Annotated in this window: 10 protein-coding genes; 4 read left to right on the plus strand and 6 right to left on the minus strand. The window is 48.5% G+C overall.

Going from position 1 to position 12,341, the window contains the following annotated elements; all coding sequences use genetic code 11:
- Window positions 1-91 precede the first annotated feature (91 nt).
- The 4 genes from EL84_RS18935 (at window position 92) to EL84_RS18950 (ending at window position 6,042) form a co-directional block, all read left to right on the plus strand.
- Window positions 92-1,246: a type III polyketide synthase gene (locus tag EL84_RS18935; protein WP_047842674.1), complete on the plus strand. Its 1,155-nt coding sequence runs from the start codon at window positions 92-94 to the stop codon at window positions 1,244-1,246.
- Window positions 1,247-1,360: 114 nt separating this feature from the next.
- The gene (locus tag EL84_RS18940; RefSeq protein WP_047842675.1) at window positions 1,361-3,607 is read left to right on the plus strand and encodes an MMPL family transporter; all 2,247 of its coding nucleotides are present in this window, start codon (window positions 1,361-1,363) and stop codon (window positions 3,605-3,607) included.
- 191 nt (window positions 3,608-3,798) lie between these two features.
- The gene (locus tag EL84_RS18945) at window positions 3,799-4,818 is read left to right on the plus strand and encodes a dienelactone hydrolase family protein (RefSeq protein WP_047842676.1); all 1,020 of its coding nucleotides are present in this window, start codon (window positions 3,799-3,801) and stop codon (window positions 4,816-4,818) included.
- A gap of 108 nt (window positions 4,819-4,926) precedes the next feature.
- Window positions 4,927-6,042 (plus strand): rhamnogalacturonan acetylesterase, encoded by a 1,116-nt coding sequence (locus EL84_RS18950; protein ID WP_047844278.1) that lies wholly within the window; start codon window positions 4,927-4,929, stop codon window positions 6,040-6,042.
- A 135-nt stretch (window positions 6,043-6,177) separates the two neighbouring features.
- Here EL84_RS18950 and mnhG read toward each other — a convergent pair whose 3' ends face one another.
- Genes mnhG through EL84_RS18980 form a run of 6 tightly spaced genes read right to left on the minus strand, consistent with a single transcriptional unit; the run spans window position 6,178 to window position 12,086 of the window.
- Window positions 6,178-6,570 carry a monovalent cation/H(+) antiporter subunit G gene (gene mnhG, locus EL84_RS18955; RefSeq protein WP_017688856.1) on the minus strand — a complete coding sequence of 131 codons (393 nt, stop codon included), beginning with the start codon at window positions 6,568-6,570 and terminating at the stop codon, window positions 6,178-6,180.
- On the minus strand, window positions 6,554-6,838 hold the full coding sequence (locus tag EL84_RS18960; RefSeq protein WP_017688855.1) for a Na(+)/H(+) antiporter subunit F1: 285 nt from the start codon (window positions 6,836-6,838) through the stop codon (window positions 6,554-6,556). Before EL84_RS18960 ends, mnhG begins: the two co-directional genes overlap by 17 nt.
- Complete coding sequence (locus EL84_RS18965) at window positions 6,838-7,314, minus strand: Na+/H+ antiporter subunit E (protein ID WP_047842677.1); 477 nt, start codon at window positions 7,312-7,314, stop codon at window positions 6,838-6,840. The genes EL84_RS18960 and EL84_RS18965 overlap by 1 nt, the downstream gene beginning before the upstream one ends.
- 6 nt (window positions 7,315-7,320) lie before the next feature.
- Window positions 7,321-8,799, minus strand: coding sequence for a Na+/H+ antiporter subunit D (locus tag EL84_RS18970; protein WP_047842678.1), 1,479 nt, complete (start codon window positions 8,797-8,799; stop codon window positions 7,321-7,323).
- Window positions 8,792-9,130 (minus strand): Na(+)/H(+) antiporter subunit C, encoded by a 339-nt coding sequence (locus EL84_RS18975; RefSeq protein WP_036608715.1) that lies wholly within the window; start codon window positions 9,128-9,130, stop codon window positions 8,792-8,794. The genes EL84_RS18970 and EL84_RS18975 overlap by 8 nt, the downstream gene beginning before the upstream one ends.
- Before the next feature lies 1 nt (window position 9,131).
- Window positions 9,132-12,086 (minus strand): Na+/H+ antiporter subunit A, encoded by a 2,955-nt coding sequence (locus EL84_RS18980; RefSeq protein ID WP_047842679.1) that lies wholly within the window; start codon window positions 12,084-12,086, stop codon window positions 9,132-9,134.
- Between the last annotated feature and the right edge of the window lie 255 nt (window positions 12,087-12,341).

A 12,341-nucleotide genomic window follows, 5' to 3' on the forward strand; every position in this document is an offset into this window, starting at 1 on the left:
TATATCCTGCGCACATGTCATATGAACCTATTTTATATATAGGTTGTTAAAAAGCCTACTTTTGAACACGTACTATAAGGGGGTTAAGCCGATGAACCAGCTTGAGGCAACTACTGGGGCAAGTATTATGGGAATAGGAACGGCGTGGCCTGCCCACCGTATTGAGCAAAAGGATGTGTCTGCCCGTCTAGCGCAAGCGCTGGAACATGAGCCAGATGCGAGAAGGTGGGCCAAACGAATCTTTAATCAGTGCGGTGTGGAGACTCGGTATACGTGTGAACCGAATCTGCTTGAGCCTGTTGATTCTTGCCGATATTTACCCTTTACCAATGCGGACGAGGTTCCGACTACATCCGAGCGTATGGGCAAATACAAAGCTGCTGCTGTTCCACTTGGTCTCGAGGCGGCCGGACAGGCCATTCAGGATGCAGACGTAACCTCCTCGGAAATTACACATCTCATTACGGTGAGTTGCACGGGGCAATTCCTGCCCGGACTTGATGTTCGGCTGATCCAACAGCTTGAACTGTCACCGCAGATCAACCGGATTCCACTGGTTTTTCAAGGATGTGCAGCCGGTCTGAAGGCGATCCAACTGGCGAATTCCATTGTAACGACAGATCAGAAGGCTACGGTTCTCATCGTGTGTGTGGAACTATGTACACTTCACTTTCAGCCATCTGCCAAACGGGACGACCTGTATGCTGCATCTTTCTTCGGAGACGGTGCCTCTGCCTGTGTTATTGGTGCGTCCGGTACAGACCGCAATGAATGTTTTCGACTAGGCCGAGGGCACTCAACGCTGCTCCCGGATTGTGCAGAAGAAATGATCTGGGAAGTGGGCAATACAGGCTTTGATCTCTACCTGTCACCACAGATTCCGAAGCTGCTTGGTTTGCATCTCGGCCCAGAGGTAGAACGGTTGCTGGAGGGGAGCGGTTTACCGGAAATATGGGCGATCCATCCGGGAGGCAGAGGCATCGTGGATGCCGTTCAGAAGCTGTATCAGTTGACAGATGAGCAGGTCTCCTACAGCCGAAACATCCTGCGGGATTATGGTAACCTGTCGTCCGTGACGATTCTTTTTGTTCTTCAAGCCATCCGCGAGGATTACAGACAGAAGGAAGAGCATTCCAGTGGGATAGCGCTGGCCTTTGGCCCGGGACTGACAGCAGAGTTACTTCCTTTTACATACATCCCTGCCCCCATAGCGAACAGAACACCTGTGAATCATGGCATTCAATAGTTCACGAACCCGAGTGAAGGAGATATACACCGCAAGTGTATGAATGTGCTTATGATCTTACCCTTACCGATGAATGTAATCGAATGACTAATCTGATCGCAGAGGAGCTTAGGTATGGGTTATCGCAGACTTGCTGCCTTCATCAGCCGATATCCTCGGTTCATTATTCTCTGCTGGGTATTTATCATCGGGATGTCAGCGGTCTGGGCGTGGAAGTTACCTGACATTGTTCAGGATCACGGATTAAAACGGGTTCACGGGGATGCGCAAGCGGTTGAACTTGTTCTGGAGGACGAATTCGGATCTCCTGCTGATCCGATTATTCTGGTTTTTGAGAAAAAGGAAAATACCTCGCCGTTACAGTTCCGGCAGTGGATCAAGGATCGTTTGACACAGGTTCAAGTGTTGCCTGCGGTAACCTCTATCACGTCCCCTCTGGATGTTAGCGAAAGAGTGACGCTGCAAAACCAAAGGGCTTATGCCTTTGTGAAAATGAATGTGCCCGCGCATCAGATGGGTCCCCCACTGGAGCAGTTGCGCGCCGTGCTGGCAACAGACGGTCCAGGTACGGTGCAATTGACGGGAAAGGCAGTCGTCCAGCAGGATGTCAATAATCTGAGCTTTCGTGATCTGGAACGTGCAGAGATGGTGGGCCTACCGATTGCCCTGATCGTTTTGTGTTTTGCATTCAGGGGGCTATATGCCGCGTTGATTGCTGTCATGATGGGGATCAGTGCTGTGATTACCGCGATGGGAGTCACGTCACTCCTTGGTTATCATCTGGAATTGTCCAACTTTATCATTAATGTGATTCCCATGGTGGGCATGGCACTGAGTATAGACTTTGCCCTGATCATCCTTAGCAGGTACAGGGAAGAGGTTCAGCGGGCCTATGAAGATGAAGGCAAAGCTAACGTTACGGGCAGTAGCCTGGATATGCAGAGCGAGGTTTTGCGGAGCGAGATTCTTCAGCGAACATTGCGTACAGCAGGCAGAGCAGTGTTGTTCTCGGCAGCGTGCGTGCTCCTTGGGCTGATGGGTCTGCTCTGGATCAGACTGCCAATGTTTCTAAGTGTATCATTGGGGGCCATTATTGTTCTGCTCCTGTCGCTACTGTTAAATGTTACGCTGCTGCCAGCTCTGCTGTCACTGTCTGCGGATCGGGTATTCAGGCGAAAGTTAGTCCATTGGTTACCCAGACGCTCGGTCTGGCATCGATGGTCAGCAATGGTCATGAAACGACCAGTCAGTATGGCCATTGGAGGTACGGTTGTGCTGCTCTTGTGTGTTTATCCAGTGACCCGGCTGGAACTGTCCGTCCCGGATGCCTCTTCACTGCCAGAGAGAATGGAGTCCCGCCAGGCAGCCGAGCAGTTGCAACATGATTTTGGGCAAAAGAATACCTCCGCCATCGAGATTCTGATTGGCGGACAGCAGGAACTGTTGACTGCCTCTCACTGGCAGTTGGCCCACCACAAAGCCCGTCAACTACTGCAGGACTCAGGCGTATTGAGCATTGTTTCACCATGGGGCCTATTACAGCCGAATCAAAATGACTATCAGAGCCTTTTTCAAATTCCACCGTTGGAGCTCACTCCTTCCATAGAAGGCAAGGAGTCAACAAGGGCCTCATGGCTGCGTTCAACGGTCTCTGATCACTCGATTCGATTGATAGCCACCGTCCACGGGGAGCCTGGGTCGGAACAGGTTGCAGACTGGCTGGAACGAATAAGGAATAGCGATCATGCACCAGGTTTCAATAACGTAAAACTACGTTATGGTGGGGAAGCTGCCAAGCAGTATGAAATAATGCAGGAAGTCACAAGTCAACTGCCCAAAGTGCTGGTATTTGTAGTGGTCACCAATTATCTTGTGTTACTGGCGGCATTCCGATCGATGCTCATTCCAATCAAGGCAATTCTGATGAATCTGCTCAGCTTAGCCGCTTCATTTGGCATATTGGTGTGGGTGTTCAATGAAGGACATCTAGGTATGGAGCCGTCAGCCATTGCCATTATGATTCCTGTATTCATTGCAGGATTGGTGTTTGGCATATCCATGGATTATGGTGTGTTTATGCTGAGCCGTATTCAGGAAGTGTATAGACGAACCGGAGACAGTGATGTGGCTGTCCAACAGGGATTGGCTTCTACAGGCCGTCTGGTTACCTCCGCAGCGGCAATTCTGCTTGCGGTGACCGTGCCGTTTGCTTTTGCTGAAGTCGCAGGTGTGAGGCAGTTAGGGATCGGAATCACGGCAGCGGTGTTGATTGACGTTACATTAATCCGTCTAATACTTGTACCTGCATTGATGAAATTAATGGGCAGGTGGAACTGGTGGCTGCCAGGTCAGATGAAATGAAGGGTATTTCCGTAACCTGTCTTCAGGTTGGAGATATCCTTTTTTTGGCTAGAAATCATGTGATTCCATTCAAAACAGGCAAACATGTTCAATTCATGGGTGACATAGATGTTCTATAATGGATGGAATTAATTCCATATAACAGTCTTTTATCTACGTTATCCTATGAAAAACAGGAGGGACACAGGCCCATGTCTGATATTGAAGCCTATCTACAACAACAAACGAATCTTCGTGGTCGTTCCGCGTATCATCCAGATCAACCCCTGGAGTTATGGCGCAGTCAGTTACGTACACGTGTGAAAGAACGGCTGGGAGGTTTTCCCACGATGGCGGCCGCACTGAATCCTGTCTTACTGGAGCGCATTACATGTGACGGATATATTCGGGAGCGGATTGAAATCACGACCTATGCAGGACTTCGCATGCCAGTGTATTTATTAATTCCGGGTGATGGAAGCATTACCGAAAACAAGAGACCTGCTATCGTTGCTTGTCATGGGCATGGCTACGGTAGCCGAGAGATATCGGGTATGGAACCGGATGGGTCACTACGGACAGGCGAGCCCGGATTACACAAGGACTTTGCAGTAGCTCTTGTGAAGCGTGGTTATGTGGTTGCGGCTCCAGAGTTGCTCGGATTTGGTGATCGAAGACTGGAAGAGGACCGCGATGCGCCACCAGGGGTAAGCTCCTGTACGAAGATTGCTGCGCATCTGCTCATGGTGGGGAAGACCCTCGCCGGTCATAGGGTGTATGAAACAACACGTGTATTGGATTATGTATCGACTCGGCCAGAAGTGGATTCGGAGCGAATTGGAAGCATGGGTATCTCGGGCGGTGGGCTGGTGACTGCATTTACAGCCGCGTTGGATGAACGGTTCAGGGCAACTGTGGTAAGCGGTTATGCAAATACATTCCAGGGTAGCATATTGGATCGGAACCATTGTCTGGACAACTATGTGCCAGGTATCCTGCGTGAAGCGGAGTTGCCGGATCTCATCGGCCTGATTGTGCCTAGGCCACTTTTTATTGAAGCCGGAAGTGATGATCAGGTGTTCCCAATCCATGCAGCGAGAGAGGCGTATGCCCGTTTGACACACATATATGAGCAGGCGGGAGCATCAGAATCACTGGATGCGGATTTCTTTACCGGTGGACATGAGATTAGCGGAGTGAAAGCCTATGACTGGCTTGACCAAGTTCTGTGAAACTGAGGATCGTCAACTAATATAATTCTGAGTCGAGAGGAGAATTCAGTGATGAAATGGTCAATATCGGTAAAGCTACTGCTCTGTTTTGTTCTGTTTGCAAGTACAATGGGCATCGGTTTGGGAAGCAGTGGAGGGCAAGTCGCCGAAGCGGCAACGGACAATTACAGATTTGATTTTGGTTCGGGTGGTGTTGAGAGCGGTTACACAGGCGTGTCCGCAGGAGATGCTTATACGCCTACGAAAGGTTATGGCTTCAACACACCTGCACAGATGAGGAATGTGTCTGCCTCAGGAAGCGGGGTTAAGAGTGACGCTGTGCAGTTTCTGACTTACGGCACCAAGAGCACCAATACCTTCAATGTGAATCTGTCCAATGGCCTATATGAAGTTAAAGTGGTCCTGGGCAATACTGCCAGAGCGAGTGTGGCTGCAGAAGGTGTCTACCAGATCATTAATATGACGGGCAACGGGGCAACGGACCAGTTTCAAATTCCGGTGACTGACGGGCAATTAAACCTGCTGGTTACAGAAGGAAAGGCAGGCACCGCCTTCACACTTAGTGCACTCGAAATCCGAAAGTTATCCAATCAGACTGTTACCAACCGCACAATCTACATTGGTGGTGACTCAACAGTTTGCAATTACTATCCGCTGGGTAGCAGTGTACAAGGAGGTTGGGGACAGCTGTTTCCGTCCTATGTGAACAATTCCACCTTCCAGGTTCGAAATATGGCGTCAAGTGGTCAATTTGCGAGAGGTTTCCGCGATGATGGTCAGATGGAAGCGATTCTCAAGTATATCAAGCCGGGAGATTATTTTATTTTGCAATTCGGAATTAACGATACCAATGTCAAGAACAATACAACGGAGGCGCAGTTCAAGGAGATTATGCGGGATATGGTACGTAAGGCGAAGAACAAAGGAGCAACGGTGATCCTCTCCACGCCTCAGGGCCGGGCAACAGATTTTAATACAGCCAATGTGCATCAAGCGGAGAACCGCTGGTACAATCAATCAACCCGTGCACTCGCTCAGGAAGAGGGGGTTACCCTTGTTGAACTGAACAAGCTGAGTTCTGCCTATTTCACGTCTATTGGTCCTGCCGCAACACTTGCTCTGTATATGACAGGGGATAATCTGCATCCGAATCGTCAAGGGGCTGCGGAGCTTGCGCGTATTGTGGCTGCGGATCTGAGAAGACAGGGACTGAATGGATTCTGACTTTACTACTTAATCAGTCTGCATAATCAGTGGTTGATATGATCCGTATATGCAAAATAAAAAAAATACCCCCGGGAACATGCCGCGAAAAGGGCGGCTGATCCTCGGGGGTATTCGTTATGCCTAGGCTGGGGATTACTCCATCATATCCTTGGCTTCATGGTTCACTTTTTTCCCTTTTAACAAGGGTTCCAATTCATCTTGTACGCTCTGCTCCCACAGTGGTACATCTGTGCGATAGGCGGCCCGTCCGTTCAGATGTCCGGCGACCGGAGCCGTGATGAATACAAACAGGATACCTAACAACAAGCGGGCACTGATATAGTTATCGAAATACCAGAAGTAGAAAAATGTAGCGCTTAATACACAGAACACACCAAGCGTCATACTTTTGGTTGCAGCATGGGCACGTAGATATACATCAGGCAGACGAATAAGTCCAAATGCGCTGAGTGCACTGAGTAGTGCACCGAGCAGTACGAGTAGACCTATAGCGGTTTCAGCGGCTACTTTAACGATCTCCATCATTTTTGAATACCGCCCCCCGTTCAATATAACGTGCAAATGCCACTGTACTTAGAAAAGCCAAGATGCCAATCAGCAAGATAATATCCAGATAGGCCTGAGTTTGCAGCATCATCGACAGAACGGCAACGATCGCAATCACATTGATACCGATGGTATCCAGTGCCGTGATCCGATCAGCCATGGATGGTCCCCGCAGCACCCTGTACAAGCAACCCAGAATGGCTAAGGAGAGAATGAGCAATGAGATGAACAACAGTGAGGATAACATTAACGCGTCACCTCCATAATTGCTTTTTCGAATGTATTTTGGATATCATCTCTCATTTTCTGTTCATCCTTGATATCCAGTGCGTGAATAAACAGTTTACGTTGATTACCCGAGATTTCAAGCGGCAGAGAACCTGGTGTCAATGAGATGAGTAAGCAGAGCAGAGTAACTTCCCAATCCGAGGACAATTGAGTTTTATACGTAAAAATACCGGGCCTTATATCTAACTTGGGCTTGATAATCTGGCGTATAACCTCAATGCTGGCTCGCACCAATTCCTTGAACAGCAGAGTAATCAGTTTGAAGATGGCCCAGACTCGCACAACATAGAAGCGTTGGGGGAAGAATCTGCGCATCCCCCCGATGAGAAGCAGTCCGAGCAGGTAACCTATGAGAAAACCAACACCATTCCAGGCGTTGTTCAGAAACATCCATACAAAAGCAATGATAAGATTCAGTACAATCTGAAAGGCCATAGACATCTACTCCTTCAATACGGCATCAATATAAATATTGGGATGCAGTAGAATATCGCCTGCGCGGGAGGTCAATTGGAACATGCCTTCAGCCCCCACACCCATTACGATGATGAATACAAACAGAATTCCGGCAGGAATCAGAAGGCCGTTCACCGCGTAAGGGCGTCTTGTAACCCCGGCAGGTGGTTCGCCCCAGAACGCTTGTATGAAGATACGAAGTACCGAATATAACATCAACAAGCTTGAAAGCACCGCAATGCCGGTAAGACCATACAAGCCTGCCTGCAAGCCTCCTTCAAAGAGAAGCAACTTCCCTGGAAATCCACTAAATGGCGGCAAACCTGCCAAGGCAAGTGCGCTAATGAAGAACATCCAGCCTAGCAGCGGATAGCGATGGATTAGCCCGCCCATGTTATCAAGTTTGGATGTTCCGGCAACAGCGATCAAGGCACCGCCGAGCAGGAAGAGCAATGTTTTGATCAACATATCATGCAGCATATAGAAGAGCAGACCTTCCAGTGCAGGGCGACTGGCCGCAGCCATACCAAAAGCGACAAACCCTACACCTGCGACCACGTTGTAGATGAGAATCTTGTTTACATCGCGGTATGAGATCGCACCGATGACACCCAGGACCATCGTTGCTCCAGCCATCCATCCGATTAGTGCATGGAAGAAATCAGGATCATGATAGAAGATCAGTGTGAATGTTCGCACAATCGCGTACAAGCCAACCTTGGTAAGCAATCCTGCGAACAATGCAGTGACAACAGCAGGTGGTGCCGCATAAGAGCCCGACAACCAGAAGAACAGGAACAGTCCGGCCTTGATGCTAAATACGATCAGAAAGAGAACAGCAATTAAGGTAATGACTCCGCTCTGTCCCACTTCAGCAATTTTGACGGACAAATCTGCCATGTTCAGTGTGCCAGTTATGGAGTAGAGGAAGCCGATGGAAGCGACAAAAAGAGCAGAAGAAACGATGTTAATCAAGACATATTTGATCGTTTCCCGAAGCTGTCTTTCCGTACCTCCCAATACGATCAGTGCATAGGAAGAGATGAGCATCAGTTCAAAGCTGACAAACAAATTGAACAAATCTCCGGTTAGGAATGAACCGTTAACGCCCGCGATCAGAAAATGAAAGAACGGATAGAAGTGATGCTCTTCCCGCTCCTTGTTCACACTGCGGAATGCATACAGCAGACACGCCAGTGCAATGATGGAAGCGGCAACGACAAGTAGCGCCGATACCATGTCCGCAACAAGCACAATACCATAGGGTGGTGCCCAACCACCCATATTAAGCGTTAGAACTCCAGTCTGAGCTACCCGCGTAATGAGTATCGTTGAGACCGCTGCTGTAAACAAAAGTCCAATGACACTAATGATCCGCTGGATATTTATTTTTCGGAAAAATAGCAGAGCAAGAACACCTGTAATCAAAGGCAAGAGAATCGGCAGAACGACGAGATTATTCATATGGGCGCCCCCTTACTTCTTCCATATCGTCTGTTCTCAGCTTCAGATAAGAACGATAGGAGAGAACAAAGAAGAACGCAGTGAGTCCAAAATTGATAACAATCGAAGTTAGTATCAAAGCCTGAGGAAGAGGATCGACATAACGTTCAGCCATCTCCCCAAGCAGCGGTGGTGCCCCAGTTTTGAGACGTGACATGGTGATCAAGAGCAGATGCACGCCATGGGTTAGTATGGACATGCCAAGTACGATACGGAGCAGGCTCCGCGACAAGATTAAAAAGACGGCAACCGCAAACAGAATGCCAACGGCTACACACATCAATATTTCCATATCAGCGATCCTCCCCGATCTGTAGAATGATGGTCATGGTGACACCCAGGACAGCGAGATACACGCCAAGATCAAACAGCATGGCCGTGGCGAGTTCTGTCTCTCCCAGCAAAGGAAGTTCGAAATAGCCGAAGGTTTGACTTAGGAACGGAACTCCAAATATAAATGAACCCGCACCCGTCAGTAAGGCTATACCCAATCCGATTCCTGTTAGAATACGGAAGTCAACCGGTAACGCTTTGCGTATCGTATCTGTACTGAATGCCAGGGCAATCAATACGAGCGCTGCCGCTGTGACCAAGCCGCCGATGAAACCTCCGCCCGGATTGTGGTGACCTGCAAAGAAGAGGTGCATGGCAAACGTCAGTATGATGAACACAACAACCTTGGTGGTCGTTTGTAGCAATACATCATTACTCTGCAAGGGGACAGTATCCCACGAGGATGAGCTACGTTCCCGGTTACCATACTTTTTCGTATTGTCCGCTTCATCATCCAGAGCAGGTTCGGAATCCTGACTCTCGTCCTTCTTACGGAACTTCAAGCGGGCTCCAAGATCTTTTGCTTCGAGGTTCAGATTAATCATGGAGTAGATAGATAACGAAGCAACGCCAAGCACCATAATCTCCAATAATGTATCGAAGCCACGGAAATCTACCAGCAACACGTTCACGACATTTTTACCACCAGCTGAGTCATAGGCTTCCTGAAGGAAGAAAGTAGAAATACTGTCCAGTGATGCTGTTCCGCTTGCCGCCAATGCAACAAAAGTCATCACGATCCCGACTGCAATCGCTACGATCATATTTACCGTGAGATAACTGCGGCTTGATTTGCCACGTTGAAGCTCAGGCAGATGGTAAAAGCAGAGCAGGAACAGTGCAACCGATACCGTCTCAACAATCATCTGTGTCAACGCCAGATCTGGCGCCCGGAAGAGTACAAACAGTAGGGTTACGAGGTAACCAACCGCTCCGGTCATAATGACTGCTGACAGTCTGTTCTTGGCAAAAGGAATCGAAACTGCAGCACCGATGAGCGTGACTAGCAGTACCACCTCATAAAATGAGAAAGGTGCATTGCCCTGCAGATTCCAGCTAATATTTTCTCCTGAACGGAAGAAGGCATAGACCAGCAACGCGACCGTGAATGAGAAAATGTAAACGAGATAATTACGAACCGAGCCATTCATATAGGCTTCCGTCCATTTGCGTGCATAATGCTGAAGATTATCCAGCACGACGTGGTACATATTGTTAATTGTTAATCCTTGTGGATAATGCTCATAAATATTCCTCCATCGTGGCAACAGCTTGTAGAGAGTGATTCCGAGAATCACGACTCCGATTGTCATAATTAGTTCCGGAGTCCATCCATGCCACAGGGAGAAATGTACATCGAAGCGCTCATTCCCATTCAAGAGGGATGGAAGCACAGCGGCCATGGCCGGTTCAATCAGTGATCCGGCCAGCAGATTCGGGAAGAGTCCGAATACAACGACAAGAACACCTAGAACAACAGGCGGAATGAGCATGCCAGCGGGCGCTTCGTGCAGCTTCTCGGCAGGGATCTCGCTTTGGCTACGACCGAGGAATGTTTTGAACACGATAATAAGCGCATAGATCAGGGTAAACACACTTGCAAGCCAAGCGAATACCGGCAATAGAACACTCCAGGACCCAAGTCCAAAGATTCGCAGATGCGTGACTTCCACCATCGCCTGGAAGAATAACTCCTTGCTCAGGAATCCGTTGAAGGGCGGAATACCCGCCATGGCAAGTGAACCGATCAATGCCACGGTGAATGTAATTGGCATGAATGAAGCAAGTCCACCGAGCTTCCGAATGTCACGTGTACCCGTTTCATGATCAACAATCCCTACGACCATGAACAGAGCGGCCTTGAAGGTTGCATGATTAAACAGGTGAAGTAGCGCAGCGGTTATTGCCACTGTGTACATCGCAGAGGATTCGCCATAGCCGAAGTAGAGAGCAGCAGATCCAACCCCTAAGAGGGACATGATCAGACCAAGTTGAGAGATGGTCGAATAGGCAAGAATCGCTTTGAGATCGTTTTTTTTCACCGCCAGGAATGATCCATAACACAAAGTCAGAAGACCAACGCCAGTAACGAGCCAGAACCAGAGTCCCTGTCCACCGAAGATTGGTGTAAACCGTGCGACAACGTACAGTCCGGCCTTGACCATGGTGGCTGAGTGAAGATAGGCACTAACAGGTGTTGGAGCTTCCATGGCATCCGGCAACCAGATATGGAACGGGAACTGAGCTGACTTGGTGAAAGCTCCAATCAGGATCAAGATAAGTGCGGGTAGAAATAGTGCACTTTCCTGAAACTGACCCAATCCTGTAATGGTTGCACGAATACTGAATGTTCCGGTAATGAGATACATCATCATGAATCCGGTAAGCATGGCGAAACCGCCAAATACCGTAATCAGGAATGATTTTTGTGCTCCTGAAGTCGAGGCTTTACGTTTGTAATGGAATGCAATCAACAGGAATGACGTAATACTGGTCAATTCCCAGAATCCGTAGAGCACGATCATATTATCAGACAGCACCACGCCCAACATGGCTCCCATGAACATCAACAGATACAGGTAGAAACGGTTCAGCGCTTCTTTCATATCCATGTAGAAGATGGAGTAGAGAACAACGAGGACACCGATTCCGGTGATTAGCAGTGTCAACATGAGGCTCAGACCGTCCAGATACAGATTAAATCCAATGTCCAGTGAAGGAATCCATGGGATATTTCCGGATACGGTATTGCGCTGTGACACAGCGGGTATGAGACTCGCAAAGTATACAAATAATAGTGCCGGGACAAGGAGAACCGGCCATCCCAAATGTAATTTACGGAAGAAACGATGCAGCATGGCAAGAAGAATGCCAGCGGCAAAAGGCAGAATAACAGCAACATGAAGCAGGCTCAACATAACACCCCCAATGTTTAGTATTTCGATTACTCTCTCTGTGACATACAGGCGCATGATCCTTTGAAGGATATGCTTGCTCTCTATATTCATAACCCAAGTATGTATATACAGAATCGTGTCTATTCTTTGAATGGAAGAAACACGGTGAAGATTTCAGTATAATATTGTATGGGCATGTATAATAAAAAAACACACAAGTTCCGATAAATATGAAAACGATTAGGGCGTGTCTGAAACTCCGAAGAAGCAGAT

The sequence above is a fragment of the Paenibacillus sp. VT-400 genome (assembly GCF_001029205.1).
In the GTDB taxonomy this organism is placed as follows: Bacteria; Bacillota; Bacilli; order Paenibacillales; family Paenibacillaceae; genus Paenibacillus; species Paenibacillus amylolyticus.

Coding starts and splice junctions, on each gene's coding strand:
- EL84_RS18960 (WP_017688855.1), bottom strand. CDS start 6,838: ATGTTATCCTCACTGTTGTTCATCTCATTGCTCATTCTCTCCTTAGCC.
- EL84_RS18940 (WP_047842675.1), top strand. CDS start 1,361: ATGGGTTATCGCAGACTTGCTGCCTTCATCAGCCGATATCCTCGGTTC.
- EL84_RS18935 (WP_047842674.1), top strand. CDS start 92: ATGAACCAGCTTGAGGCAACTACTGGGGCAAGTATTATGGGAATAGGA.
- mnhG (WP_017688856.1), bottom strand. CDS start 6,570: ATGATGGAGATCGTTAAAGTAGCCGCTGAAACCGCTATAGGTCTACTC.
- EL84_RS18965 (WP_047842677.1), bottom strand. CDS start 7,314: ATGGCCTTTCAGATTGTACTGAATCTTATCATTGCTTTTGTATGGATG.
- EL84_RS18970 (WP_047842678.1), bottom strand. CDS start 8,799: ATGAATAATCTCGTCGTTCTGCCGATTCTCTTGCCTTTGATTACAGGT.
- EL84_RS18945 (WP_047842676.1), top strand. CDS start 3,799: ATGTCTGATATTGAAGCCTATCTACAACAACAAACGAATCTTCGTGGT.
- EL84_RS18950 (WP_047844278.1), top strand. CDS start 4,927: ATGGGCATCGGTTTGGGAAGCAGTGGAGGGCAAGTCGCCGAAGCGGCA.
- EL84_RS18975 (WP_036608715.1), bottom strand. CDS start 9,130: ATGGAAATATTGATGTGTGTAGCCGTTGGCATTCTGTTTGCGGTTGCC.